This window comes from Thermobacillus composti KWC4, from assembly GCF_000227705.2.
Classification (GTDB): Bacteria; Bacillota; Bacilli; order Paenibacillales; family Paenibacillaceae; genus Thermobacillus; species Thermobacillus xylanilyticus.
The window spans coordinates 1,448,335-1,472,858 of the sequence record NC_019897.1 but is presented as its reverse complement, the minus strand read 5'-3'; the positions used below and the strand labels follow the sequence as shown (position 1 = coordinate 1,472,858).

Annotated in this window: 26 protein-coding genes and 1 pseudogene; 8 read left to right on the top strand and 19 right to left on the bottom strand. The window is 63.5% G+C overall.

Going from position 1 to position 24,524, the window contains the following annotated elements:
* Window positions 1-3: 3 nt before the first annotated feature.
* From hemH to THECO_RS06815, 4 genes are all read right to left on the bottom strand, one after another.
* Entirely contained in the window at window positions 4-954 is a 951-nt protein-coding gene (hemH, locus tag THECO_RS06830) for a ferrochelatase (protein WP_015254313.1), read from the bottom strand.
* Window positions 951-2,024, bottom strand: coding sequence for a uroporphyrinogen decarboxylase (hemE, locus tag THECO_RS06825; protein WP_015254312.1), 1,074 nt, complete (start codon window positions 2,022-2,024; stop codon window positions 951-953). The genes hemH and hemE overlap by 4 nt, the downstream gene beginning before the upstream one ends.
* Window positions 2,025-2,136: 112 nt before the next feature.
* A complete protein-coding gene (locus tag THECO_RS06820; protein WP_015254311.1) occupies window positions 2,137-4,311 on the bottom strand; it encodes a protein translocase subunit SecDF in 2,175 nt (724 codons plus the stop codon).
* Between the two features lie 58 nt (window positions 4,312-4,369).
* Window positions 4,370-4,747, bottom strand: a complete 378-nt coding sequence (locus tag THECO_RS06815; protein ID WP_015254310.1) for a hypothetical protein — start codon at window positions 4,745-4,747, stop codon at window positions 4,370-4,372.
* A gap of 193 nt (window positions 4,748-4,940) precedes the next feature.
* Between THECO_RS06815 and THECO_RS06810 the strand changes: the two genes are divergently transcribed.
* From THECO_RS06810 to THECO_RS06795, 4 genes and pseudogenes are all read left to right on the top strand, one after another.
* On the top strand, window positions 4,941-6,584 hold the full coding sequence (locus THECO_RS06810; protein WP_015254309.1) for a PhoX family protein: 1,644 nt from the start codon (window positions 4,941-4,943) through the stop codon (window positions 6,582-6,584).
* A gap of 26 nt (window positions 6,585-6,610) precedes the next feature.
* A pseudogene (tatA, locus tag THECO_RS21450) lies at window positions 6,611-6,778 on the top strand (twin-arginine translocase TatA/TatE family subunit); the annotation flags it as partial.
* 194 nt (window positions 6,779-6,972) lie between these two features.
* A complete protein-coding gene (gene tatC / locus THECO_RS06800) occupies window positions 6,973-7,704 on the top strand; it encodes a twin-arginine translocase subunit TatC (protein ID WP_015254307.1) in 732 nt (243 codons plus the stop codon).
* Window positions 7,705-7,807: 103 nt separating this feature from the next.
* A complete protein-coding gene (locus tag THECO_RS06795; RefSeq protein ID WP_015254306.1) occupies window positions 7,808-9,013 on the top strand; it encodes an MFS transporter in 1,206 nt (401 codons plus the stop codon).
* Here THECO_RS06795 and THECO_RS06790 read toward each other — a convergent pair.
* Window positions 8,974-9,609 carry an O-methyltransferase gene (locus tag THECO_RS06790; RefSeq protein ID WP_015254305.1) on the bottom strand — a complete coding sequence of 212 codons (636 nt, stop codon included), beginning with the start codon at window positions 9,607-9,609 and terminating at the stop codon, window positions 8,974-8,976. The two genes, THECO_RS06795 and THECO_RS06790, sit on opposite strands and share 40 nt — an antisense overlap.
* Window positions 9,610-9,742: 133 nt before the next feature.
* Here THECO_RS06790 and THECO_RS06785 point away from each other — a divergent pair, with 133 nt between their 5' ends.
* Window positions 9,743-11,734 (top strand): LTA synthase family protein, encoded by a 1,992-nt coding sequence (locus tag THECO_RS06785; RefSeq protein WP_015254304.1) that lies wholly within the window; start codon window positions 9,743-9,745, stop codon window positions 11,732-11,734.
* A gap of 16 nt (window positions 11,735-11,750) precedes the next feature.
* On the opposite strand, the gene THECO_RS06780 is transcribed toward THECO_RS06785, so the two are convergent.
* From THECO_RS06780 to racE, 3 genes are all read right to left on the bottom strand, one after another.
* Window positions 11,751-11,975, bottom strand: a complete 225-nt coding sequence (locus THECO_RS06780) for a DUF1450 domain-containing protein (RefSeq protein ID WP_015254303.1) — start codon at window positions 11,973-11,975, stop codon at window positions 11,751-11,753.
* A gap of 34 nt (window positions 11,976-12,009) precedes the next feature.
* The gene (locus THECO_RS06775) at window positions 12,010-12,312 is read right to left on the bottom strand and encodes a heme biosynthesis protein HemY (RefSeq protein ID WP_015254302.1); all 303 of its coding nucleotides are present in this window, start codon (window positions 12,310-12,312) and stop codon (window positions 12,010-12,012) included.
* Between the two features lie 113 nt (window positions 12,313-12,425).
* On the bottom strand, window positions 12,426-13,235 hold the full coding sequence (racE, locus tag THECO_RS06770; RefSeq protein WP_015254301.1) for a glutamate racemase: 810 nt from the start codon (window positions 13,233-13,235) through the stop codon (window positions 12,426-12,428).
* Between the two features lie 154 nt (window positions 13,236-13,389).
* Between racE and THECO_RS06765 the strand changes: the two genes are divergently transcribed.
* On the top strand, window positions 13,390-14,316 hold the full coding sequence (locus THECO_RS06765) for an AraC family transcriptional regulator (RefSeq protein ID WP_157373541.1): 927 nt from the start codon (window positions 13,390-13,392) through the stop codon (window positions 14,314-14,316).
* A gap of 20 nt (window positions 14,317-14,336) precedes the next feature.
* Here THECO_RS06765 and THECO_RS20480 read toward each other — a convergent pair whose 3' ends face one another.
* From THECO_RS20480 to THECO_RS06740, 5 genes are all read right to left on the bottom strand, one after another.
* Window positions 14,337-14,672 (bottom strand): YtxH domain-containing protein, encoded by a 336-nt coding sequence (locus THECO_RS20480; protein ID WP_015254299.1) that lies wholly within the window; start codon window positions 14,670-14,672, stop codon window positions 14,337-14,339.
* 16 nt (window positions 14,673-14,688) lie between these two features.
* On the bottom strand, window positions 14,689-15,165 hold the full coding sequence (locus THECO_RS06755) for a DUF948 domain-containing protein (protein ID WP_015254298.1): 477 nt from the start codon (window positions 15,163-15,165) through the stop codon (window positions 14,689-14,691).
* A gap of 240 nt (window positions 15,166-15,405) precedes the next feature.
* Entirely contained in the window at window positions 15,406-16,074 is a 669-nt protein-coding gene (locus tag THECO_RS06750) for a helix-turn-helix transcriptional regulator (RefSeq protein WP_015254297.1), read from the bottom strand.
* 123 nt (window positions 16,075-16,197) lie between these two features.
* Complete coding sequence (locus tag THECO_RS06745) at window positions 16,198-16,620, bottom strand: DUF86 domain-containing protein (RefSeq protein WP_015254296.1); 423 nt, start codon at window positions 16,618-16,620, stop codon at window positions 16,198-16,200.
* 142 nt (window positions 16,621-16,762) lie between these two features.
* On the bottom strand, window positions 16,763-17,053 hold the full coding sequence (locus THECO_RS06740; protein WP_015254294.1) for a Dabb family protein: 291 nt from the start codon (window positions 17,051-17,053) through the stop codon (window positions 16,763-16,765).
* 103 nt (window positions 17,054-17,156) lie between these two features.
* On the opposite strand from THECO_RS06740, the gene THECO_RS06735 reads away from it, so the two are divergent.
* The gene (locus THECO_RS06735; protein WP_015254293.1) at window positions 17,157-17,414 is read left to right on the top strand and encodes a hypothetical protein; all 258 of its coding nucleotides are present in this window, start codon (window positions 17,157-17,159) and stop codon (window positions 17,412-17,414) included.
* A 64-nt stretch (window positions 17,415-17,478) separates the two neighbouring features.
* Here the strand turns inward: THECO_RS06735 and THECO_RS06730 are convergent, their stop codons facing one another.
* The 4 genes from THECO_RS06730 to THECO_RS20475 form a co-directional block, all read right to left on the bottom strand.
* Window positions 17,479-17,868, bottom strand: coding sequence for a cupredoxin domain-containing protein (locus THECO_RS06730; RefSeq protein ID WP_015254292.1), 390 nt, complete (start codon window positions 17,866-17,868; stop codon window positions 17,479-17,481).
* Between the two features lie 127 nt (window positions 17,869-17,995).
* Window positions 17,996-18,502, bottom strand: coding sequence for a hypothetical protein (locus THECO_RS06725; protein ID WP_015254291.1), 507 nt, complete (start codon window positions 18,500-18,502; stop codon window positions 17,996-17,998).
* A gap of 107 nt (window positions 18,503-18,609) precedes the next feature.
* Window positions 18,610-19,059, bottom strand: coding sequence for a phage holin family protein (locus THECO_RS06720; protein WP_408646079.1), 450 nt, complete (start codon window positions 19,057-19,059; stop codon window positions 18,610-18,612).
* Window positions 19,059-19,808 carry a glucosaminidase domain-containing protein gene (locus tag THECO_RS20475; protein WP_015254289.1) on the bottom strand — a complete coding sequence of 250 codons (750 nt, stop codon included), beginning with the start codon at window positions 19,806-19,808 and terminating at the stop codon, window positions 19,059-19,061. The genes THECO_RS06720 and THECO_RS20475 overlap by 1 nt, the downstream gene beginning before the upstream one ends.
* 499 nt (window positions 19,809-20,307) lie before the next feature.
* Between THECO_RS20475 and THECO_RS06710 the strand changes: the two genes are divergently transcribed.
* Window positions 20,308-22,056, top strand: coding sequence for an alpha-glycosidase (locus THECO_RS06710; protein ID WP_015254288.1), 1,749 nt, complete (start codon window positions 20,308-20,310; stop codon window positions 22,054-22,056).
* An 80-nt stretch (window positions 22,057-22,136) separates the two neighbouring features.
* Here THECO_RS06710 and THECO_RS06705 read toward each other — a convergent pair whose 3' ends face one another.
* Window positions 22,137-22,562: a TerB family tellurite resistance protein gene (locus tag THECO_RS06705; RefSeq protein ID WP_015254287.1), complete on the bottom strand. Its 426-nt coding sequence runs from the start codon at window positions 22,560-22,562 to the stop codon at window positions 22,137-22,139.
* A gap of 118 nt (window positions 22,563-22,680) precedes the next feature.
* Window positions 22,681-24,507 (bottom strand): UbiD family decarboxylase, encoded by a 1,827-nt coding sequence (locus tag THECO_RS06700; protein ID WP_015254286.1) that lies wholly within the window; start codon window positions 24,505-24,507, stop codon window positions 22,681-22,683.
* Window positions 24,508-24,524: the final 17 nt, after the last annotated feature.

Genomic DNA, 24,524 nt, shown 5'->3' with positions numbered 1-24,524 from the left:
GGGTTACCCCCGCTTTCCGACAGGCAGTCCGGCGGCAGCCTCCGCCGCCAATTCGGCGAGCGTCTCCATATAGAGCGGATCATCGTTCAGCATGTCGATCCGCTCGAACCGGATGCCCCGCTCCGCCGCGAACTGTTTCGCTTCAATATCCAGATCGTACAGCACTTCCAGATGGTCGCTGACGAAGCCGATCGGCGCCGACAGCACCGCCTTCACGCCTTCCTTCGCCAGACGATCCAGCGTGTCGAGGATGTCCGGACCGAGCCACGGCTCGTTCGTCCGGCCCGCGCTCTGCCAGGTGAATTCCCAGTCCGCCACGCCAGCCGCTTCCGCCGCGGCGCGGGACGTCGCAAGGAGCTGATCCACATACGGATCGCCCATCGAAAGAATCCGCTCCGGCAGGCTGTGCGCGCTGAACAGCACTTTCACGCTGCGCTGCTCATCCGGACCGCCGAACCGCGCAAGGGCGCTCCGCAGCCGGACGGCGATCGCTTCGATGAGCTTCGGATGGAGATGATACGACTCGACGAACGCCATCTGAATGCCTTCGGCTTCGGCCGCCTCTCTCGCCCGCTTGATGTACGATCCGACGCTCATGACCGAATAGTGAGGAGCCAGCACGATGCCGACCGCTTCGCGGATGCCGTCCGCCGCCATCGCCTTCACGCCGTCCTCAATGAACGGCTCCGCATGCTTCAGCCCTTGATAAACCTTGTACGCGCCGGGATGTTCCCGGTCGAGCTGCGCCTGCACACCCGCCGCCTGGCGATCCGTATTCTCCCGAAGCGGGAAGACGCCGCCGACAATCGCTTCGTAGCGGGCGGTCAGCTCGGCGAGCTGCTCCGGCGTCGGCGGATGTCCACGCCGGATATGGGTGTAATACGCTTCGATGTGATCCATCGACTTCGGCGTGCCGTATGACATGACCAGCACGCCGACCGGACGATTCGTCATGCACGTTCTGCCTCCTTCGCTGCCGCACCGTTCTGCAATTGCCGCGCCGAATAACGGTGAATGAATTTCGTAAGCGCCGCGATCTTGTCCAGCGAAGCCTCCGGGAACAGGCCGTGTCCGAGATTGAACACGAAGCCCGGCTGCTCAAGCCCTTGGTCGATAATGTCCGCCGCCTGTTCTTCGATGACCGCCATCGGACCGGTCAGCACGGCCGGATCGAGGTTGCCCTGCACGGCGTATCCGCCGCCCAGCCGCCTGCGCCCTTCGCGGATCGGGACGCGCCAGTCGAGGCCGATGACGTCTGCCTTGATGCCCTTGAGCGACGGCAGCAACTCGCCGGAACTGACGCCGGGAAAATAAATCTTCGGAATGTCCAGATCAGCCAGCTCGTCGAAAATCCGCCGGATCACCGGCAGCACGCAGCGCTCGAAATCGCGCGGCGACAGCGCCCCGACCCAGCTGTCGAACAACTGGAACGCCTTGCCGCCCGCTGCGACATGCGCGCGGGCGTACGTGACGACCATGTCGCCGAGCTTGTCCATCAGCAATTGCCACAGCTCGGGTTCGCCGTACATGAGCGACTTCGTGCGGAGATAGCGGCGCGACGGCCGCCCTTCGATCAGATAGCTGGCGATCGTAAAAGGCGCTCCCGCGAAGGTAATGAGCGGCACATCCAGCTCCCGGTCGAGGATGCGGATCGTCTCGAGAATATGCGGGAGATCGCCTTCCACGTCGATCGGTCTGAGCCGCTCGATGTCCCGCTTCGTGCGGATCGGCTCTTCGACGACGGGACCGACGTTCGGCACAATATCGAATTTGACGCCGAGCGACATGACGGGATTCATGATGTCCGAATACAGGATCGCCGCGTCCACCCCGAGCTTCCGCACCGGCATCATTGTCACTTCGGCGGCCAGTTCGGGATTGCGGCAAATGTCCAGCAGCGAATACTTTTCCTTGATCTTCCGGTATTCCGGATCGTAACGCCCGGCCTGCCGCATGTACCAGACGGGCACGCGGTCCGTCCGTTCGCCGCGGCAGGCCCGGATGAAACGGTCGTTGTAACTCATCGCTGTTCTCCGTTCCGTTGGCTTTTCCTCTCATTATGCCCGTTTCATCCCGGCGCAACAACCGGCCCGGCAGCGTTTTCGATGACAATTCGATGACATTTCCCCCGGGGCTTCAGGCCGTCTCCGCCGCCGGAGCCGCAGGCTTCCGCTGCATCGCGTGCCACTTCAGGACGACCCAGAGCTGGGCGGCGATATAGATCGACGAATACATGCCGAACGCCATGCCGAGCGTCATCGCCAGCGAGAACAGGCGGATCGATTCACCGCCGAACAGCAAGAGAAGCAGCGACGCCACGAGCACCTGCAATCCCGTGTTGATCGAGCGGACGAGCGTCTGCGACATGCTCACGTTCACGAGCCGGCACAGATCGTCGAACGTGCGCAGTTTCGCGAACCGCATGTTCTCGCGGATCCGGTCGAAGACAACAATTGTGTCGTTGATCGAGTAACCGATAATCGTCAGGATGGCCGCGATGAACGTCAGGTTGACTTCCAGCCTGAACAGTGAAAATACGGTCACAACAAGGAACGCGTCATGCAGCAGCGCGACGATGCCGGCCACCGCGAACCGCCATTCGAAGCGCAACATGATGAGCAGGATGATGCCGACGCTGGCGACGAGGATCGAGATGATCGCCCGGATGCCCAGCTCCTGCGCGATGACCGGGTCGACCGTGTTCTCCTCCGCCGACACCTGATCGCCGAAGCGGTCGCGGAACGCGGTCAGCACCTGGTTCGCTTCGCCCTTCTCGGCCTCCAGCACCCGGTCGAACCGGATCGAGACGCGCTCGCCTCCTCCGCCGACGACGACCGACTCCGGCTTGAAACCGGCATCCTGAAGCACCGATTCCGCTTCGGCCTGCGTCACCGCCTTGCCGACGGCGATGTCCATGCTCGTGCCCGCCTTGAAGTCAACGCCGTAGTTGAAGCCGAACGCAAGCAGCGACACGATGCCGGCAATCGTCAGCGCCGACGAGATGGAGAAGAAGATTTTCCGGTGCTTGACGAAGTCGAAGATGCGATAGTAATGCTCGTCATCGAACGATTTTTTCTCGGAGAGCGGACGAATGTCCTTCTCTTTGACATTGAAGAAACCGGGTTTCGAGAACACGCCGCTTCGCACGAGCAGGTTCAGCATGAAGCGCGAGAACGCGACGTTCGTCACCATGCTGAACACGTTGCTCAGGATGAGCATGAGGGCGAAGCCCTGAATGGCCCCGGTGCCGACGAAATAGAGCACGGCGCCGGCGAGCGTCGTCGTCAGGTTCGCGTCAACGATCGTCCGGAGCGAGTTGCGCGAGCCGGACTTGAGCGCCGACAGCAGCGACTTGCCGGAGCGCATTTCTTCTCGGATCCGTTCCGCCGTAATGATGTTTGCGTCGACGGCCATGCCGACGCCGAGCACGAACGCCGCGATGCCGGGCAGCGTCAGCGTCGCATGCATCCAGTAATAGATGAGCAGGATGCCCCAGTTGTACACGATGAGCGTGACGCTGGCGATGACGCCGGGCAGCCGGTAGACGACCATCATGAACAGCAGGATGAAGATCGTCGCAAGGATGCCGGCGTAGACCGTCTGCTCGAGCGATTGCTTGCCGAGCGTCGCCCCGACGGACTGCGTGTACTTCTCCGTCAGTTTGAGCGGCAGCGCGCCCAGATTGATGATCTCGGCCAGTTCCCTCGCTTCTTCAAGTGAATAGCTGCCGGAAATCGTCGCCTTGCCGTCCGTCAGCACGGCCTGGACGATCGGAGACGATATCAGCTGGTCGTCCAGGTAAATGGACAGCGGCTGGCCGAGGAGCCGTTTCGAGACGTCGGCAAGCCTGTCCTTCTGTTTCACTTCAACCAGAATGATCGGCCGGTTCAGTTCATCGTAAGCGACCTTGGCGGCTCCTTCCTTGAAGTCGCTGCCGTCCAGTTCGATCTTGCCGTCCGGACCGCGGAACGTCAGTTCGGCCGGCTTCTTCATGATCTCGCGCACAGTCGCCTCGTCGGACACGCCGGCGATGCGCGCGCGGATCCGGTTGGATCCTTCGGGCACAATTTCCGGTTCCGCCACGCCGTACTGGTCGGCCCGCTTCATCAGGCTCTTCGCCGTCTGGCGCAGCGCCTCCTTCGTCACCACGCCGCCCTCATTGAGCGGCTCCGCTTCATACAAAATTTCAAAGCCGCCTTGCAGATCAAGGCCCAGCTTGATGCCTTTGAGCACGGTCGGCGATGTGATCCCCACCACCACGAGGGAGATCAGTATGGTCAAAATCAATCCGAGAAAACGGCTCTTGTTCATCGGTCAGGTCGTTCCTCCATCTTATCGCATGGAATCTGTAAGGTTCTTTCCGATCGGGTCATGACGAGTATTGCCCGGCGGATGAACCGTCCACGTAATTCGTCGCAAATTTCAGCGGCGCGAGCAGGCCGAGCCGAAGATCGACGATCTTCGGCTCATCGGGCTTCACCGGCGACCCGGAATCGGTCTGCCGGACATGCGCTCTTCCGCCGTCCGGGCGGAGCGCCGCGGCGCCCGGTCCGTCCTGCGCCGGCGCCGGCGTCTGCCTGACGGACGGGCCCAGCTTGTCCCGCGCGGCGTCAGTCCAGATGTCCGCCCCGGACGCATCCGCTTCGCGCGCATCCGCGGGGGGCCCCGGCATGGCGCCCGCGTACAGCAGCAATCCCGCCGCAAACGAGACGACAAGCCGGACGCCCGCCGCACGCTTCGTTTCCATGCCGTTCCCTCCTCGAAATGCAAATCATCTCGTTTTACTGTACCTGATCTTCGCCGGCGAATCAATCCGCCATGAAAACGTTGAAAACGGCAAGTTTACAAAATCTTCATTTCACCATGATCTCCGCTTGACCTTGCCGTCTTACGCTTGTCTCGCAAGATCGCAAAAACCACCGTGCAAGGAGCGTGTCCACATGAACGACAAGCCCATCGACCGCAGAACGTTTCTGTCCTATCTCGGAACGGGGGCGGCAGCGCTGGCTGCGGCATCCGCCGGCCTCGGCGCCCTGGAAGGCAAGGCGTCGGCCGCGACGGGGACGGCGGACCATCTGTTCGGCTTCAAAACGAACCGCGTCACCGGGTTCTTCGAGCCGATATCGCCGTCGAAGGAAGACGAACTCATCCTGCCGCCGGGCTATCGCTACGACGTCGTGGCCGCCATGGACGACGTCATCAACGCGGCCGGCGAGCGGTTCGGCGACGGGGCGGACTACAACGCGTTTTTCCCGATCGACGGGTCGAATGAGCACGGCCTGCTCGTCACGAACCATGAATACACCAGCATTTTCAGCATCGGACCGGTGAAGGATGGCAAAATGACGCCGGAGCAGGTGAAGAAAAACCTGCAATACCTCGGCATGTCCGTCATCGAAGTACGGCGCGGGTCGGACGGCGCATGGAGAATGGACACGACCTCCCGCTATGCGCGGCGCATCGACGGCTTCACGAGCTTCGAACTGACCGGTCCGGCCGCAGGCACTTCCGCAGTCGGCAGCGCGCGGACGGTGCAGGGGACGTTCGCGAACTGCTCCGGCGGCGTGACGCTCTGGAACACCGTCCTGTCGTGCGAGGAGAACTTCGAAGATACGGCGAAAGCGTCGAACCTGCCGCTCGAACATTACGGCTGGGTCGTCGAGATCGATCCGTTCGACGCGTCGTACCGGAAGAAACATACGGCGCTCGGCCGCTTCAATCACGAGAATACGGCGATGGGGCTGGCGAACGACGGGCGCGTCGTCGTCTACATGGGGGATGACAAGAAGGACGCCTGCGTATACAAGTTCATCAGCAAGGGCAAATACAATCCCGCGCTCGGCCGCCGCAACTCCGCCCTGCTCGAAGACGGGACGCTCTATGTCGCCAACCTGAAGTCCGGCAAATGGGTGCCGGTGACGATCGAGAACGTGCGCAAGGCGCTCGAAGACAAGCCGGAAGAACTGAAAAAATGGAACCACCAGGGCGACGTCGTGACGAACTGCCACGAAGCGGCGCGGCTCGTCGGCGGCACGCCGACCGACCGGCCGGAAGACATCGAGATTTCTCCGTTCGACAACACCGTTTTCATCTGCCATACGAACAACGACTCACACGGGAACATTCACGGCCATATCACGCGCATTTTCGAGGCGGACAATGACCTCGGCGCGCTGGAGTTCGACTTTGAAATATTCGCGGCGGGCGGCCGGCAGTCCGGTTTCAGCTCCCCCGACAATCTCGCCTTCGATTCGAACGGCAATCTGTGGGTCGTGACGGACATTTCGAGCAGCAGCCAGAACAAAGGGGTGCACAAGACGTTCATGAACAACGGCCTGTTCGTCATCCCGACCCACGGCCCGTCGAAGGGCGTCGCGCTGCAGTTCGCTTCCGGCCCGGTGGAATGCGAGCTGACCGGCCCGTTCTTCACACCGGACGAGCGGACGCTGTTCCTCTCGGTCCAGCATCCGGGCGAAGAGACGAAAGACCTTGCCAATCCGACGAGCCGCTGGCCGCACCGTCCCGGCGATGCGAAGGCGCGCGCGGGCGTCGTGGCGATCACCGGTTTCCGCTTCGGCGGATGATTCCGACATGAAGGAGTTGACGATCCATGCCCTTCGGCAACATCGGCGTCGGCGGCCTGATCCTGATTCTGATCATCGCGCTCATCATTTTCGGGCCGTCGAAGCTGCCCGAGCTCGGCCGCGCGTTCGGCCGGACACTCAGCGAGTTCAAGCGTGCGACCCGCGGACTTGTCGGCGGCGGGACGGACGAGGAGGATGCCAGGGATGCGGAAGCACCCGGCGGGAAGCCGTCTGCACCGCGGCATGCGCCGGCTGCCGCGACCGGCATGACGGATGCGCGGGACGGGTCGGCGGCAAGTGCGGCGGCTGAGTCCTCCGGCGCATCGGATGCGAAAGCCGGCAGCGCGTCTCCCGCAGAAGCGGCGCCCGCCGTCCGCGGTGGGGCGCAATGAGCGGGCGGCAGGACCCGAACAGCATGAGCGTCATCGGCCATCTCGGCGAGCTGCGCACCCGGCTGATCCGCACGCTGCTGTCGTTCCTCGCCTCGATGGCGGCCGCCTTCCTCTATGTGCGGGACCTATATGACTGGCTCGTCCGCGGATTGGACGACAAACTCGTCGTGCTCGGCCCGTCGGACGTGCTGTGGGTTTACCTGCTGCTCTCCGGCGTCGCCGCGCTCACCGTCACGATGCCGGTGGCGGCCTGGCATGCGTGGCGGTTCGTCAGCCCGGCGCTGGGAGGCCGGGTGCGCCGCCGGACGGCCTTCTATATCCCGGCGCTGGCGCTGCTCTTCCTCGCCGGGCTCGCCTTCGGGTATTTCGTGCTCTTCCCGGTGATGCTCGACTTCATGAACCGGATGGCGGCTGAGCAGTTCGAAACGTTATACACGGCCCAGAAATATTTCACCTTCATGATCCATATGACCGTGCCGTTCGGTTTCCTGTTCGAACTGCCCGCCGCCCTACTGTTCCTTACCCGGATCGGCGTGCTGAATCCGGCGCGGCTCGCCAGGATGCGGAAATCCGCCTATTTCATCCTCGTCATCGTCGCCGTCAGCATTACGCCGCCCGACATCGTGTCGGATATCATCGTCATCGTGCCGCTGCTGCTGCTCTACGAGGTCAGCGTCGCGCTCTCGAAAGCCGCTTCCCGCCGGGCGGAGCCGGCCGGAGCCCGGTGACGGGCCGTCATCCGGCCGTCCGGCCGCGCGGTTTTTGTCGCGCCTTCCGCCGCCTGACTCCGCCGAATGTGGTATAGTTAAGGATGTGAAAGGCGGCGGAATCATGCCACAGTGGAAAATCAATCTCATCGTACTTTGGTTCGGACAATTTCTCACCCTGGCCGGCATGACGATGATCATGCCGTTCCTGTCGCTCTATCTCCAGTCCGACTTCGGTCTGCGCGACGAGCATGAGATCGCCGAATGGACCGGCATCATCTTTGCGGGGAACTTCGTCACGGCGTTCCTGTTCCAGCCGATCTGGGGCCGGCTCGCCGACCGGCACGGCCGCAAAGTGATGCTGCTGCGCTCCGGCTTCGGCATGGCGACGGTTACGGTGCTCATGGGATTCGCGACCGAGCCCTGGCATCTGCTGGCGCTGCGGCTGCTCAACGGAACGATCTCGGGGTTCAATCCGGCGGCCGTCGCGCTCGTCTCGGCGACGACGCCGAAGGAGAAAATGGGGTTCGCGATGGGGGTCATCCAGTCCGGCCTGATCGCCGGCACGGTAATGGGGCCGCTCATGGGCGGCGCGTTCGCGGATCAGTTCGGTTTCCGTCCGTTCTTCTACATTACGGGCGGACTCTTGTTCTGCGCGTCGCTGCTGGCGCTCTTCCTCGTGCGCGAGAAGTTCGATCGGGAGAAAGCGGCGGCCGCGCCGCAAATCTCGGTCTTGCAGGGCTGGAAAGCGCTGCGCGGCATCCGTCCGCTCATGGTGCTGCTCAGCGTCACCTTCCTGATCCAGTTCTCGCTCATGAACACGCAGTCGCTCATTCCGCTGTTCGTGCAGGAACTGCACGGCACGGCGAACCTCGCGTTCTGGTCCGGGACGGTCGGCGCGGTGACCGGCATCTCGAACATGCTGGCAGCGCCGCTGCTCGGCAGGCTGAGCGACCGGATCGGCGCCCACCGCGTGCTCGGGTTCTCGCTTGCCGGCGCCGGTATCATGTTCATCCCGCAGGCGTTCGTCGGCGCGGTATGGCAGCTGCTGGCCGCCCGCTTCCTGCTCGGCCTGTTCCTCGGCGGGCTTGTGCCGAGCGTGAACGCCCTCATCCGGAGGCATACGCCGGAAGGGATGGAGAGCCGGGCCTACAGCTTCAACAGCAGCATGCTCAGCCTCGGCAACATGGCCGGCCCGGTGTTCGGCGGGCTGACGAGCAGCCTGCTCGGCATCAAAGGGCTGTTCCTGCTGTCAGCCGTCCTCCTGATGCTCAACTCGGCGCTCGTCGCTCACACTTCCTTCACGAAAGCGACGGCAAGACCGTCGTAGCCCGGCAGTATCGTCGCGACAAGGCGCGGGTCATGGGCCAGCCGGTCATTGAACGTCCGCATGGCGGCGACGGACGGCCCCTGCGCTCCGGGATCGCCCACCCTTCCGCGGAGCAGCACATTGTCCGCCGTGATGACCGCGCCCGGCCGCGCCAGCCGGATGGCCCATTCCAGATAGTCGGGATACCGTCCCTTGTCCGCATCGATGAAAAAGAAATCGAACCGCCGGCCTTCCCCTGCCAGCTCCTCAAGCGACTGAAGCGCATCGCCGATCCGGTACTCCACGCGATCGCCCAGCCCCGCGGCTTCCACGTGGGACCGGGCGATCGCCGCGTATTCGGGCTTGATCTCGAGCGAAGTCAGCTTGCCGCCTTCCTTGAGGCCGCGGGCGATGCAAATGCCGCTCACCCCGCCGAGCGCCCCGATCTCCAGCGCATCCCGGGCGCCGGACGCTCCGGCGAGAATGGTCAACAGCCGGCCGTACCCCGGCGCGACCGAGATTTCCGGCATGCCCGCCTCCCGGATGCCTTTCGCCGCGCGCTCCAGATCCGGATCGGCGCCGAACAGCCGGTTCACATAGTCTTCCGCATTCCACATTTGGGGTTCCTCCTTCGCATTCAAGTCCCCTGACCCTTGTCTAATCCGCATGCAATCGCCCATAATGGATTGTATCGCTGTCCGGTCCGATACGGAAGCGAAGTTTAAGCAACGAAGAGGCGAAAGGATTCACGTGTCTGCAACCATGATCAACTTGCTTCGGCTGCTGCGGGATCGGGCGCCGCGCTTGCTGCCGGCCGTCCTTCGATCCGGCCTGCCGCTGTTCGTTCCGGCGATGCTGGTGAAGCTTGCGCTGTTCAACAATTGGATCGATGTTCAGTATATGGAGATGGATGCCGCCGACGCCGTCATCGCGGCCGGCACGCTCCTGCTGCTGTCCGGCTGGACGCTGCTGCTGCCGGTTCGGGCCCGGCTCGTGTCGCTCGCCGCGCTGAACATCCTCTTGACGCTGATTTTGTATGCCGATCTGCTTTATTTTCGCTATTTCCAGGATCTGATCTCCGTGCCGGTGCTGCTCCAGGCGCGGCAGGTCGGCTCGCTCGGCGGCAGCATCGCGGCTTTGCTCGAACCGAATGACGCGCTTCTCTTCCTCGATTGGCCGGTCGCCGCCCTGCTGCCGTGGCTTAAGCTTGCGCGCAAGCGCGGCAAACGCGCGGGCACGCGCCGCGCCGTCTGCGCGGCCGTCTGCGCCGCCGGCTTCCTGATGACCGCCTTGCCGATCCACGAGGCCAGAACCGGCTGGGCCAAGGGACTGTTCGGCGCCGACTGGTGGAACGTGTCGATCTACAATGTGGTCGGGCTGTACGGGTTTCACGCCTATGACGCTTACCAGTATATGAAGCGCCAGTACGCCAGCATGCCGCTCGCCGCGGAAGCGGAAGCCGAATCGGCCGATTGGTTCGCCCAGCGCGGCAAGGCCAGGGAGGCGTTGTCCCGCGATGACCGCTACGGCGCGTACAGCGGCAAGAACGTCATCATGATCCAGGTCGAAGCGCTGCAGTCCTTCGTCATCGGCCGGGAATGGAACGGGCAGCCGGTCACGCCGCGGCTGAACGAGCTGCTCGGGGAGAGCGTCTATTTCGAACGGTTCTACCACCAGACGGCGCAAGGCCGGACCTCGGATGCCGAATTCGCGGCGCAATGTTCCCTGCATCCGCTGGCCTCGGGGTCCGTCTACATCCGCCATGCCGACCGGGCCTACGACTGTCTGCCCGGCATGCTGAAAGAAGCGGGCTATGCGACGGCCGCGTTCCACGCGTATGACGGCGGCTTCTGGAACCGGAACGTCATGTACGACCGGATCGGTTTCGACGCGTTCTACAGCAAGAAACATTTTGTGCTGGACGAGCCGCTCGGCTGGTCGCTCGGCGACCGGTCGTTCCTGCGTCAATCCGCCGAGCGGATCGAACGGCTGAAACAGCCGTTCTACGCTTTTCTCGTGACGCTCTCCAGCCATCATCCCTACGCCCTGCCCGCGTCCGCCGGCTCGTTCGACGCCGGCGAATTCGAGGGCACGATATTCGGCAATTATCTGGCCGCCGTCCATTACGCCGACGCGGCGCTCGGCGAATTTGTCGACCGGTTGAAAGCGAGCGGCCTGTGGGACGATTCGATCGTCGTCATTTACGGCGACCACGACAATTCGATCGCGGAATGGCCGCAGTACGAGCTGTTTCTCGGCCGGCCGCTCAAGCCGGCCGAACGGCTTCTGCTGATGCGCGAAGTTCCGCTCATCCTCCATCTGCCGGACGGCGCCATGGGCGGCGAAGTCCGGTCCGAGCCGGGCGGTCAGCTCGATATCGCGCCGACGATTCTCCATCTGCTCGGCATGGACACCGGCTCGCGGGTCATGGCCGGTTTGCCGCTGCTTGCCGACCGGGAACATAACGCATCCGCCGGCGAACGCCTCATCGTCTTCCGCAACGGCTCGTTCACGGACGGACAGCTCTATTACACCGCCCGTCCCCCGGAAGAAGGCGGCGGCCTCTGTTACGACGCGCAGACCGGAGATCCGCTTCCCGGATCGCGCTGTGAAGCCGCGAAATCCGCGGCGGAGGAAGAGATCGTTGCTTCCGCGCGCGTCGTGGAACACGGTCTGATCGACAAATGGCGCCATGCGGAAGCCGCAAGTACAAAGGCGAAGACCGCCGATCGGTTCGGCTGATCTTCGCCTTTTCTCCTTACGGTTTGATGAATGCCTTTGCTTTCGCAACCGCTTCATCTTCGGTCTGCGCGGTGACGTACCTTCCATTGACGTAGATGAACGCTTTCCGGGAGCAGGGGCCGCAGTAGTTTTTGCACCCGACCCTGATGTCGGCATCGGGCGCCAGCTTCTTCAGCTTCGGCAGCAGCGTCTTCACCCGGATATATCTGCACTTGTCGCAGATGCGGATATCGTTGGCCATGACTTATGCTTCCGCTTCTTCCCGTCCCTGCCGGCTAGTGATCGCCGTGGCTGCCCTTGGACGGATTCGTAATCTGGAACCCTTCCTGCGGCAGGTAGAAATAGTCGATCCGCACGCCGTCCAGGAACGGCTCGTTCTTGTCCAGAATGACGTCGATCCCCTTGTCGGTCGTCACCACGACATCCGAGTCGGTCGGCGTATCGAGCGCCAGGCCGTAATGCGCGTGATCGCCATGGCGGTGCGTCACGTAGACGCGAAGCTTCTTGCCCTCGTGCTCCGGCTTGTTCAGCTCGGCAAGCAATACCTTGGCGGCATTGCGGGAAATTTTGCATTTCATCCGTGATCCGTCCCTTCGCTGCGGTGCGGCCGTTTCCAGACGGAAGCCGCCGGGCTGTCCGGCCGCGCTTCATTCTATTGTAATGAACCGGCCCGCGAAGTTCAACCGGAAGTTCAACGGATGCACGGCACCCGCCAGACAATCGGCACGCCGGCCGTCTGTTCCTTCAGCCATTGCCGGGCAATCGTCTGGAACAGCTCCGGATCGCCGCTGCAATAAAAATGATGGACGGGCACATCCGTCCACTCGGACAGCCGGCCCGACTCCTGCAGCATCGTGCTGATGTCGCGCGCCGTCTCTTGCGCCGAGCTGATCAGCGCGATATCCGGTCCCATCGCGGCCGAAATGGCGTCCGCCAGGAACGGATAGTGCGTGCAGCCGAGAATCAGCGTGTCGATCGGGGTGCGGCGCAGCGGCTTCAGCGTCTCGGCCACGATGCGGTACGTCTCGGGGGACTGGAACGCTCCCCGCTCCACGATCGGCACGAACATCGGACAAGCCAGGCTGACCACCTGGATGCGGGGCGACAGCGATTTGAGCACCCGTTCGTAGGCGCCGCTCCGGATCGTGCCTTCCGTGCCGATGACGCCGATCGTCCCCGTCGTCGTCCGCTTGACGGCAGCCCGCGCCCCGGGCCGGATGACGCCGACGACGGGCGCCTTCACGTGCGGACGGATCGCTTCCAGCGCATATGCGGTTGCCGTGTTGCAGGCCACGACGATCAGTTTCGGGTCGAATCTGGCCAGGAAATCGACGATTTCCCGCGTGAACCGGATGACCTCTTCTGCCGGCCGGGGACCGTAAGGCGCGCGCCCCGTATCCCCGAAGTAGATGATCCTCTCCCGCGGAAGCTGACGCATCACCTCTTTGACGACCGTCAGCCCGCCCACTCCGGAATCCAGTATCGCAATCGGTTGTCGCACAAATACACCGCTTTCCTCGTCATCATTCCGCCTTATGCCGTCAACCATACAGTATGACGGGGCGGGAGGAAACGTACCTGCGCCGAAGCGGATTTGACGCGGCTTGGGCGCGGAGGACGGGCGCGGCCGCGCAAGCGGAAGCCGTGCGGCGCATATGGACAAATGTCCGGCGCTCCGCTATCATCAGGTACGCAGCATATTCGGCATCAAGGAGTCGTCGGCATTGCTCACGGATCATACCCGTTTTCTGCTGGGCGTCAATCCCGCTCCCGGATCCGGCGAACTTTCCGTCATTTTCTGCGGAGAAGGCGATCCTGTCGGGGGGCACAAGATCGGCCCGGCGGTCCACGATTACTACCTGATCCATACGGTCATCTCCGGCAGCGGCCTGTTCGTCGCCGGAGGACAGACGTTCGAATGCAAGGCGGGGGACACGTTCGTCATCTTCCCCGGCGAACTGTTCAGCTACGAGGCCGACGCAAACGATCCGTGGCGCTACGCCTGGGTGGCGTTCACCGGAACGGCGGCATACGGCCTGCTGGGCAAGATCGGTGTGACGACGGACCGGCCCGTCATCCGCGGCGCCGCCCGCAGGGCGCTGCCGCTCTTGCGCCGCATCCGGACGCTGCTCGAACGCGCCGAGTCGCCGCAGCTTGCGGATCTGGAGAGCGCCGGTTATCTGCGGCTGCTCCTCGCCGCCTACGGAGCGGCATCGGCGGCGCATGCCGCGGCGGAAAGCCGCTCGGACATGGAGCGGCAGATCGCGCAGGCCGTGCGCCTGCTGTCCACCAACTACGCGCAGCCGATCTCGATCGACCGGCTGGCGCGTTCGTTCGGCTATCACCGCACCCATTTCTCCACGATGTTCAGGCGGGCGGTCGGACTTTCGCCGAAGCAATATTTGCTGAAGATCCGCATGGAACGCGCCGCATCGCTGCTGATGACGGCGCTGCCCATCGAGCAGGTCGCGTCATCGGTCGGCTTCGGCGATCCGCTCTACTTCTCGAAGCAGTTCCGCAGATGGAGCGGGCTTTCGCCGACCGATTACCGCAATGCGAAGCGACGGCCGGAGGAGCCTTGATTCCCCGTCCGGCCGCGGCTTCAGACCGCTTCTTCCCGAAGCGTCCCGTCCGAATCCTCAGGGCCGTCAGCGGTTATGGAGACTTCCGCTTTCTCTTCCGGCGCGCCCGCCTGCTCCGCATCCTCCCGCTTCTTCCGGCGCCATACGGCCGCGGCATCGAACAGTTCAGCCGCGAACTTGCCGGCTTTCTCGCCGGCTTCGCCGGCCGCCTTCACCGTCTGCCGCGCGCCTTCGGCAATGTCCTTGCGCAGCGCCTTGCCTTCCTTCGGGGCGAGGAGCAGCGCCGTGACCGCTCCGATGGCCGCGCCCGCGGCCGTTCCGATCAGAAAACCTTTGATTTCGCGTTTCGTCGCCATAAGCTTGTCGCTCCTTTCATTCCGGATCGCGCATATCGTCCGCCATGCGGTCCGGGTTGGCGGCGGCTGCGCGCTTCGTCTGCCACCATTTCCAGACGGACCAGCCGAGTTCGGCCCAGTCGAGCGTCTCGCCGATCCGCACCCGGCCGCTTAGGATGGCCTGTTCGACATGGGCGCTTGCTGCGCGATCGACCGCTTCGGTTATCCGGCTGACCGTCGACGCGGAGCGCCGGACGGCTCCTTCCCACTGCTGCGCCGCATCCAGCAGCCGGTCCAACCGTTCCACCTGCCGGCCCGTACGCCGCATCACCTGTCCGGCTTCCGCCGCAAGCCCGCGGATTTCACGCAGCAGCGGCACGGCTTCGGCCTCGATGCTGCGGATCGTCTGTTCGAACCGGTTGAGCCGCTTCATGAGGCCGCGCAGCGCGACCAGCAGCGCAATCGTCAGGACGACGAACGATGCCGCCGCGACGGCGGCGCTCCATTCCGCCATTTCCGCCCCTCCCTTCGGCCGCATTTCTGGACGAATGCCCAATTCGTATAGCCATTATAGTCAGCGGGCGCTTGTCTTGACACAAGCAAAACGAAAATGCGCTTCTTACGCGAGAAGCGCGGTCGTATTGCGTACCAGGAAGCAAAACGGATTAAGCCGCCTTTTTCGGCGGCTCCTTCGTTTTGCGTACCAAGAAACAAAAAACGGCGGGAGAACTTCTCCCGCCGCAACCGTCCAATATTATTCAACCGATATGCGATAAGTGCATTTGTTGCCGCCTTTGGCGAGGCATTCGATCCGCTCGACATCCGCCTCCAGCAGATCGCGGAACAGCGCGAGCTCGCAGCTGCACGCCTGCTCGTAGCGCGCGGCGACCTGGGCGATCGGACAGTTGTATTCGTGAAGCAGATATTCCCGTTCGGACGCGGTCTCGACTTCGACCATATAGCCGCCGTCGTTCTGGATGGACGCCAGCTCGCCGATCCGCTCCGGCAGCGGCTTGCCCGCCATCCGCGCGGCATGCCGGTTGTACAGCATCTTCCGGCGTGCTTCGAACATCCGGGCCGCCGCGCCTTTCTGACCCTCTTCCTGCTCCATCAAATCGAGCAGATCCAGTGCCAGCAAATGATAGTTCTTCGGAAAGAATTGCTCCGCTTCCGCCGTCAGTTCGTAGACGTAGGCCGGACGGCCCATCGGCTGTCTCACCGGTTTCGCCGCCGCGTACCCGTCGCGCTCCAGCGCCGCCAGGTGGCGCCTGACGGCCATCTCGGTCAGTCCGAGCTCGCGCGCCAATTCGCCGGCCGTCGCCGACCCCCGGGTCTTCAGCAGCTTGAGCACCGTCTGCCGGGTCGGACCGTCATGCCGCTGGACTTCACCGGGCGGCCGCTCCTTGCCGCTCTTCACCGCCAATGCGCCCACCTCCGTACGTCCTGCGATGTTTGAATATTGATATTGTACCTTACACGGCGTCATTCGTAAATCGACAAAAAACGCCGATCGCTTGACCGGCGGCATGTTTGGGCTTAAGCGGGCTTACCCGAGTTCACGTTCGAGATACGACACGACGTCCTGCCTGAACGCGCGCAGCACGTCCGGAATCCGCGGCGTCAGCGGATGGAGCGCGGCGCGATCCCACTGCCAATAATCCTGCACCAGCGGCTTGCGCAGCCGGACCAGCTCGGCGAGCGGCGCTTTGCGTTCGGCCGGAAACACGCCTTCTTCGCCGATGATATCGATAATGTCTTCATAACTGCTCGCATCGCGCATGATGAAGCCGTCGATCAGATAGCTGCCGACATCCGTCACAATCTCGACGGCCAGGTGCAGCGCGCGTTCCTGCGCGAGCCCCTGCAGAACCGTGCCCTGCCAATCGGCCGCCAGCGTCTCGAGCGCATCGGCAACGTCGGGCAGCGCATTCAGACGATGGTCGATCTGTTCGCGATTGACGTAATACACCTGATCGTTCCTCCGTTACTGCGATTTGCGCTTCCGCGCCTTGCGTTTCAGCCAGACCGTCATGACGATGCAGCTGATGATGATGACCAGCAGATAGGTCATCATTTCGTAGACGTCACGCATGCTGCCGCACCTGCTCCCTCTAATTGGTCTCGTAGTCGACGGAGACGGACGCTTCGCCGGCTTCGCTCATGTACCGGACAATCTCCTGATGGACGGGGTGAACCTGGTAGGCGCCCAGCGCTTCCAACGAATCAAACTTCGCGGTGAGCGCGATATCATACGACCGGCCGGAACGCAGCACGTCGACGCCGATCTCCAGCGACAGCAGCTCGTCGATCTTGCCTTCCATGCTGCGCAGTACTTCCGCCGTGCGCTCGATGTTCTCCGGACTGCGGTCTTTCAAACGAAACAATACAATATGGGTGATCACCCCGGTATCCCTCCCTGAAACGCATGGCCTTGCGCCTTCGGACACATAATATACCACGAGAACCATCCCGGGCAACCGCCCCGGCAGAGGAGGCTCACGCCCGATGCGATATCCCGTCACGATCGTCATGACCCTGATCGCGCTTGCGCTGTGCCTGTACAATTATACAGGGTACGATCCGCACAATTTCGTCTTCTTCATGTTCAGTCCGCCGGCATGGGTGGCCGATCTGCTCGTCGACATCCACGAGGCGAGCGTCCTGCTCCTGTATGCGCTGACGCTGGTCACCTACGCGCTGATCGGCTGCATCGCGGATCGCCTGATTCAGCGCGGACGGAACAAACGCCGCGCACCGGCCTGACCCGCACGCAAAAAGGAGCCCGCCTTCCCACGGGCTCCTTCGTCATGCCGGTTTCCGACCCGGATCACGCCGCTTCCACAATCAGCTTCGCCTTCATGTCGGTATGTCCGATTCCGCACGGGATCGAGCAGTGGATCTCGTATTCGCCGGGTTGATCGAACACGACGTCCTGCTGCAGCGTATCGCCTTCCAGCTTGATGCCGAAATCCGCGATCTCGATGCCGTGAACGCCGCTTACGTTCTGCAGCACGAGACGGATGCTCTCGCCCTGCTTCACGCGGTATTCGGGCTGGTCAAAGGTGAAATCGCTGTACGCCTGAATCTTGAGCAGCGTCATTCCCTCGGGCAGGTTCGCCGACTCATCGACCGGTTTCTCCGGAAGCTCGAACGCGAGCAGATACAGTCCGAACACGGAAGCCGCGATGAATACGACGAACATGATCCATTTGTGCATTGCTACGTGCTCCCCTTTGTGCTGTAAATGTCTATCCCTTATATTAACCAACATGATCCGCTCTTCTCAACCTTAATGTGAGAGGAGTCGAAAAGTTTTTGCCCTTATGTGACAAAACGTTGAACGCTCAGTCCCGGGCGGCGTACCGCTTGAGCAGCCTTTCCGCTTCCGCGCGCACGAAACTCCACGGCATTGTGAAATGATGGTGGTATCCCCGGCAGACGTAGGCCGCCGTGAGCCCTTCCGGCTCCTTCCGCTCCTCGTACACCTTGATGCCGGCCGTCCGGAACATCCGCCGCAGCGCGGCCAGCTCGAGCAGCGCCCGGTCCTGCAGCCCGCGCAGCATGGATTCGTAGAAGCGCGGCAGCTTCAGCCTCGACGAGTCGACGACGCGGATATCGTGATCGAGGATGCGGACGGCGATGCCAAGCAACACGTATCGCTTGACGGCTTCCAGCTCGTCTTCGCTCTGCAACGGCGGCCGGGACGGCTGCCGCTCCGGCGCCGGCTTCCCGGGCCCGCTCCCCGGCTGTCCGGATTCGGCCCCCGGCTGGCCGTGCGCCACAGGAGCCGCGGCGGGCAGCATGGACGCCGCGCCGGCACTGCCCGTCCGTCCGCTGATCTCCGCGGCCATATTGATCCCTCCATAATGCGAACGTGTGTTCTTATTATAGCCGCTGACCGGCCTGTGATCAAGGGGGCGACGGCGGAAGATTGCGGCAGGGACGGGACGCGCTTCCGTTATTGCTGTTTCCCGTCGGGCGGCTCCCGGTCGCGCAGCACCGCGATAAGCGATTTCAACTTGTCCGGGAAAGGAATCCCGAGCTCCCCGCAGTTCTCCGCGATCGAGATCAGTTCATTGACCAGATAGAAATAAATCGCGCCGCTCATCACCGCCGAACCGCCGCCGAGCAGCACGTCGATCCGGTGGGCGAGCAGGATGACGAGCAGCATGATTCCCTTCATCGTCAGCCCGCGGAATCCGATGGTGCTGGACAACCCCTGCTTCCGCTTCACCGCCGCCGCGACGCCGGTCACATAGTCGACCCCGATCGCGACCACCAGCGCCGTGAGCGCCTCGGACCATCCGCCGTAAGCGAACGAGAGAATGGAACCGACCACCGCTCCCGCCGACGACAGAACCAGCCCGGGCGTGAGATGCAGCGTCATGTCGATCCCGCCTTTCCGCATCATCGCCGAATGATGACCTTCCTCCCGGCGCCGTCCCAAACGACGCGCGCGCCGAGCGTTTCGGCGAGCCGGCGGACCGGCACGAAGCCTGCGCTGCCGAACACTTTCGTCGGCCACGGCTCGCCATTGATGAGCACTTCGCCATTGTTCCAGCCGACGGAGGCGCCGAGCGCTTCGCCGATCGCCCGCGCCGGTCCCCACGTGATCCCGTCGATCGCACAGCCGTCCCCGATCTTGCTGCCGTCAATTTCAATCGCAACCGGCATGGCGCCCTCCGGGACCTCGTCCGCCTCCCGGTCATACCGCCGCAGGCCGTGCGCGTTCATGATGTCGATCAGCTTGTCCGCGTAGCGCGGGTCCGTCGCGTATCCGCTTGCCTGCAGCGCCCTCGCCTGCTTCTCCGGCTCATCGGCCGCCCGGACCGGGGCGTAGCGCGGCAGCCGCAGCAGCAGGTCCTGGTCTTTGTAGCAGTCATATATGCTGTCGTAAGCGCGGAAGTCGGCCGATTCGAAGACGTTCCGCCCGTCCCGCACTTCCCATGTCGAGCGGTTCACGGTTTTGCCCCGCCAATGCGCGTTCGGCTTGCCGCTGCCGACCTTGATGCCGCAGACGTTGTTCCAGAAAGGAATAACCCCGCCGGTCTCGAGCAAATTTTGCGCCAGCCGGACGGATACGAAAAGCGGCGATCCTTCACGCCGGACGCGGATGGCGATCGGCGCCAATGTCCGGAAAAACTGCTCGCGCGTCATGCCGGACACCTCCTTTTCAAAGAGCAGACACTTGTCCTGCTGCCAGAATATGCGGACGGCGCGCAGGGGGTGCGGGCGATTGTACAAGCCTCCGGCCGATGCCGGCGCCCGATCGCCCCATTGTGGTGCATTTTTGCACCAGATTGGGGCAACTCGGTTCCGATCGCCCAATTGTGGTGCATTTCTGCACCAGATGGGGCCGGGGCGGCGCCCGATCGCCCAATTGTGGTGCATTTTTGCACCAGATTGGGACAAGTCGGCTCTCTATCGCCCAATTGTGGTGCATTTTAGCACCAGATTCGGCCCGCTGCCGGCTCCGAAACGGCCTCCGCACGCACCCTTGACCGGCGAAAATCCCGCCTGTTATACTGATCCTGAACCATGCGACAATTTGAAGGCAATGCTACCTTCGGGTACAACCTCGACGACTTCATGCGGGAGGTTGTGCCTTTTTTGTTGCGCCGAATTGCCGAATTCAAGATCGGGAGGGATCGGGATTATGCTGCTCGAAGCGATCGAACACCGTCCCAAGGGGAACTGGGTCAGCGCCAGCGGCCCCGGCACGGTGGAGCTGCGTCTGCGGACGAAGCGGGATGATGTGCGGGAGGTGAGCGTGCTTTTCGGAGACAAATACGCGTGGGACCGGACGAAAGCCGTCCAGCCGATGCGCAAGTTCGCCTCCGACGCGCTGTTCGATTACTGGCAGGCGTTCGTCACGCCGCCTTTCCGGCGGCTGCGCTACGCGTTCCGGATCGACGACGGACAGACCGCCGTCTGGATGACCGAGTTCGGATTCGAGGCGGACTTGCCGGCCAATCCGCAGAACCTGTTTGAATTTCCGTATGTCAACCCGTGCGACATTTTCGAACCGCCGGCCTGGGTGAAGGACGCGGTGTTCTATCAGATTTTCCCCGAACGGTTCGCGAACGGCGATCCGACGAACGATCCCGAAGGCACCCAGCCCTGGGGCGGCGAGCCGACGCCGTCGAACTTCTTCGGCGGCGACCTGCAGGGCGTGATCGACCATCTCGACTACCTGTCGGAGCTCGGCGTGACCGCGATCTACTTCACGCCGGTCTTCGAAGCGCCGACGAACCACAAATACGATACGCGCGACTATCTGAAGGTCGACCCGCATTTCGGCACGAACGAGAAGCTGAAGGAGCTCGTCGACGCGTGCCACGCCCGCGGCATCCGCGTCCTGCTCGACGCCGTGTTCAATCACGCCGGCCGCACCTTCCCGCCGTTCCAGGACTGCCTGGAGAAAGGCGAAGCGTCGCGGTACGCGGACTGGTTCCATGTGCGGGAATGGCCGCTTGATGTGAAGGACGGCATCCCGACCTACGAAACGTTTGCGTTCGAGCGCAACATGCCGAAGTTCAATACGGAAAATCCCGAAGTGCAGGAGTACCTGCTCGGCGTCGCCCGCTACTGGATCGAGGAAGTCGGCATCGACGGCTGGCGGCTCGACGTCGCGAACGAAGTCGACCATCGGTTCTGGCGCCGGTTCCGCGACACCGTGAAGGCGGCCAAGCCCGACGCCTACATTCTCGGCGAAATCTGGCACGACGCGCTGCCCTGGCTGCAGGGCGACCAATTCGACGCGGTGATGAACTACCCGTTCACCACGGCCGTGCTCGATTTCTTCGTCGAGCGGAAGCTTGACGCCAGAGGATTCGCCGACCGGCTCGGCCGTCTGCTCGCCGCCTACCCGACGCGGGCAACGGAAGTCGCCTTCAATCTGCTGGGCAGCCATGATACGCCGCGCCTGCTGACGCTGTGCGGCGGCAACGCGGCGCTCATGAAGCTCGCCGCCCTCGTGCAGTTCACGTTCATCGGCACGCCGTGCCTGTACTACGGCGACGAGATCGGACTGACCGGCGGCCACGACCCGGGGTGCCGGAAGTGCATGGAATGGGACCCGGCGCGCCAGAACCGGGACCTGCTGGCATTCTACCGCTGGCTGATCGCGCTTCGCCGCGGTGCGGAGGCGTTGCGCACCGGCGATTTCCGCGTGCTCCGCGCCGAAGCCGGCGAGAAGGTGTTCGCCTATATGCGCTCCGCCGGACAAGAGCGGTACGCGATCGTCGTCAACAACCAGGATCAGCCCGCATCGGTGCGGCTTGCGCTCGGCGAGGGGACGTGGACGGACGTCCGCACGCGGGAGACGGCGGACACTCCGGGCGGCGCGGCGGAAATCGCCCTGGAGCCGTTCGGTTTCCGGGTCTTGCACGCAACCGTCGGCTGACATCCGGCGCCCGAACGCCCTGCGCATAAACTGAAGAAGCCTCCCGGCAATCCCCAGAGCCGGGAGGCTTCGATTGTCTGTTATCCGTGTGTCCGGGTCGGATCGAGAATGAGCTTCACGCCCTCCGTCCGCAAATGGTCCATCCGGTACGCCCAGTCCTTGAACCGTTCGAACACTTCGTCCGAGCAGCCGAACACGCGCTTCACTTCCTCGAGAATCCGCAGTTCATGCTCGCCCAGGGTGCCGTCCGCCAGCACCAGCAGCATCAGTTCCGCGAGGAACACGTGTTTCACCTGTTCATCCTGTATCCCCTTGAGCCAGGTCTCGATATCGTCGGCGCCGTCAACGGCCGTCACTGCCTCTTCCGCCATGCCGAGTTCGTCCACGAAAGCGTGCAGATAGCTGCGCTCATTGCGCGCGACGAATCCGTCCGCGCCGGCCAAGAGGCGCGCGAGCCGCATGAAGGCGATTTTGTGCTCCGGTTTTTGCAGCAGATGAAGGTACAACGCTCCCAGCTCCTTGCTGTGTCTTTGTCGGTTGTGATTCGACACCGGCTGTCGAAACTCCTGCCGGATCCGCCGCCCGCTTCGCGCGCCGGCCGGCGTCCCGTGCGGCTCCGTCAGCCTACAGGATGCCGCTGAGACTCCCCCCGCGCGCGAACAGCCGGTCGATCCGCTTCTCGACGGCGGGATCGGGCACGAGCGGCGGCGCATGATGCGGCTTTGACCGCGCGTCGATCACGACGTTGTCGCAGCCCCAATGCTTCCAGGCGTATTCGGCGCCCACGCCGTATATATCATGCGACGGGTTGCTGCGGGTAAACGTCACCCACAGGAAGTTGCGCAGCGACTCGGCGGCAAACCCGCTGTCGTCAACGAGTACGATCAGCGGACATTCCGTCAGCGGTCCGCGCGCGGCAAGCGCGTCCGTCAGCCCGCGCAGCTGCCGCTCCGCCTCGCCGTAGCTGCCGAACGCCGGCCCTTCGAGGACGACGACGCCCGGCATGACGACCCTCGCGCCGCCGAATTCCCCGAGATCGCGCAGCGCTTCCGGCACTTCGGTGCACAGGTCCCGCACCTTCGGGCCGCACGCCGCGAAGATCACCTTGCTGCCCTCGTTCAGGCCGGTGCCAGAATAGTCGAGGGTGTCGATCGTCGTGTTCGTCTGAAAATGTATGTCGCGCCGAAGGTCGATCCGTTCGAGCATCCAGTCGAAAAACTCCTCGATCCGGTGCGTGCTGAGCGGCCGGTCCTCCTCCGCGGTGATGAACAGATATTTCGCCAGGCTGAGCTGCCCCGTGCCGAGAATCCGGTTCGCGATCGTGAGCAGCTCCATCGGCCGGCGCAGCTCCGCGTACGGCGCATACCGCTCGCTGCCGATCGCGAGCAGCAGCGGGTGCACGCCCGCGGCGTCGACGGCGTGCACTTCCTTCACGCCGGGAATTTCCTGCTTCACGGCATCGCCGGTCAGCTCATGGATCAACTCCCCGAAGGCGGTGTCTTCCTGCGGCGGGCGGCCGACGACCGTGAACGGCCAGATCGCGTTCCGCTTGGCGTACACCTTGTGCACGCGCATGACGGGAAAAGGATGGACCAGGCTGTAGTAGCCGAGATGATCGCCGAACGGCCCTTCCGGTTTCGTCTCTCCGGGACGGATCTCGCCCGTGATGACGAAGTCGGCGTCCAGGCTCAGAAAATGGCCGTCCGCATAGCCGTACCGGAACCGGCGGCCGGCCAGCAGGCCGGCGAACGTCAGTTCGCTGAGACCCTCCGGCAGCGGCATGACGGCCGCCAGCGTATGGGCGGGCGGCCCGCCGACGAAGATGCTGACCTTGAGCGGCTCCCCCCTTCGGGCCGCCTTGTGCTGGTGAATGCCGATGCCGCGGTGAATCTGATAGTGCAGCCCGATCTCGCGATCCGGCACGTAGTCGTTGCCGCCGAGCTGCACGCGGTACATCCCGAGGTTCGCATGCATCGGCCCGGGCTTGTCCGGATCTTCCGTGTACACTTGCGGCAGCGTGATGAACGCCCCGCCGTCCATCGGCCAGAACCGGATATGCGGCAGATCGGAGACAGTGATCTCTTCGAATGCGGCCGCCGCGCTGCGCGCCCGCTTCGGCAGCGCGCTCAGCGCCGCCCAGGCCGCTCCGGCCTGTGACAGCGGCTTCCGCAGCGCCTGCATCGGATCATTGCGCAGCGCGATGACGCGCTGCGCCGCCTCCCATGTGCGGCGGAAAATAAACCGGCTCCGCTCGAGCGTGCCGAACAGGTTCGACACGGCGCGGTAGCGCGTTCCCTTCACATTCTCGAACAGCAGCGCCGGTCCCCCGGCTTCGTGCACGCGCAGATGGATCGCGGCCATCTCCAGCTCGGGGTCCACTTCCTCGCGAACCCGGACCAGATGGCCGTTCCGCTCCAGATCCAGCACGCAGGCTTCCAACGATCGGTACATCGGAACGCTCCTTTCCG

Bases quoted from the DNA above. Each gene is read 5' to 3' on its own strand.
- THECO_RS06790 (WP_015254305.1), bottom strand. From the start codon at position 9,609: ATGTGGAATGCGGAAGACTATGTGAACCGGCTGTTCGGCGCCGATCCG.
- THECO_RS06815 (WP_015254310.1), bottom strand. From the start codon at position 4,747: ATGGAAACGAAGCGTGCGGCGGGCGTCCGGCTTGTCGTCTCGTTTGCG.
- hemH (WP_015254313.1), bottom strand. From the start codon at position 954: ATGACGAATCGTCCGGTCGGCGTGCTGGTCATGTCATACGGCACGCCG.
- THECO_RS06700 (WP_015254286.1), bottom strand. From the start codon at position 24,507: ATGTACCGATCGTTGGAAGCCTGCGTGCTGGATCTGGAGCGGAACGGC.
- THECO_RS06765 (WP_157373541.1), top strand. From the start codon at position 13,390: ATGGACAAATGTCCGGCGCTCCGCTATCATCAGGTACGCAGCATATTC.
- THECO_RS06735 (WP_015254293.1), top strand. From the start codon at position 17,157: ATGCGATATCCCGTCACGATCGTCATGACCCTGATCGCGCTTGCGCTG.
- THECO_RS06810 (WP_015254309.1), top strand. From the start codon at position 4,941: ATGAACGACAAGCCCATCGACCGCAGAACGTTTCTGTCCTATCTCGGA.
- tatC (WP_015254307.1), top strand. From the start codon at position 6,973: ATGAGCGGGCGGCAGGACCCGAACAGCATGAGCGTCATCGGCCATCTC.
- THECO_RS06730 (WP_015254292.1), bottom strand. From the start codon at position 17,868: ATGCACAAATGGATCATGTTCGTCGTATTCATCGCGGCTTCCGTGTTC.
- THECO_RS06820 (WP_015254311.1), bottom strand. From the start codon at position 4,311: ATGAACAAGAGCCGTTTTCTCGGATTGATTTTGACCATACTGATCTCC.
- THECO_RS06780 (WP_015254303.1), bottom strand. From the start codon at position 11,975: ATGGCCAACGATATCCGCATCTGCGACAAGTGCAGATATATCCGGGTG.
- THECO_RS06720 (WP_408646079.1), bottom strand. From the start codon at position 19,059: ATGCGGAAAGGCGGGATCGACATGACGCTGCATCTCACGCCCGGGCTG.
- THECO_RS20475 (WP_015254289.1), bottom strand. From the start codon at position 19,808: ATGACGCGCGAGCAGTTTTTCCGGACATTGGCGCCGATCGCCATCCGC.
- hemE (WP_015254312.1), bottom strand. From the start codon at position 2,024: ATGAGTTACAACGACCGTTTCATCCGGGCCTGCCGCGGCGAACGGACG.
- THECO_RS06755 (WP_015254298.1), bottom strand. From the start codon at position 15,165: ATGGCGGAATGGAGCGCCGCCGTCGCGGCGGCATCGTTCGTCGTCCTG.
- THECO_RS06795 (WP_015254306.1), top strand. From the start codon at position 7,808: ATGCCACAGTGGAAAATCAATCTCATCGTACTTTGGTTCGGACAATTT.
- THECO_RS06710 (WP_015254288.1), top strand. From the start codon at position 20,308: ATGCTGCTCGAAGCGATCGAACACCGTCCCAAGGGGAACTGGGTCAGC.
- THECO_RS06775 (WP_015254302.1), bottom strand. From the start codon at position 12,312: ATGAAATGCAAAATTTCCCGCAATGCCGCCAAGGTATTGCTTGCCGAG.
- THECO_RS20480 (WP_015254299.1), bottom strand. From the start codon at position 14,672: ATGGCGACGAAACGCGAAATCAAAGGTTTTCTGATCGGAACGGCCGCG.
- THECO_RS06725 (WP_015254291.1), bottom strand. From the start codon at position 18,502: ATGGCCGCGGAGATCAGCGGACGGACGGGCAGTGCCGGCGCGGCGTCC.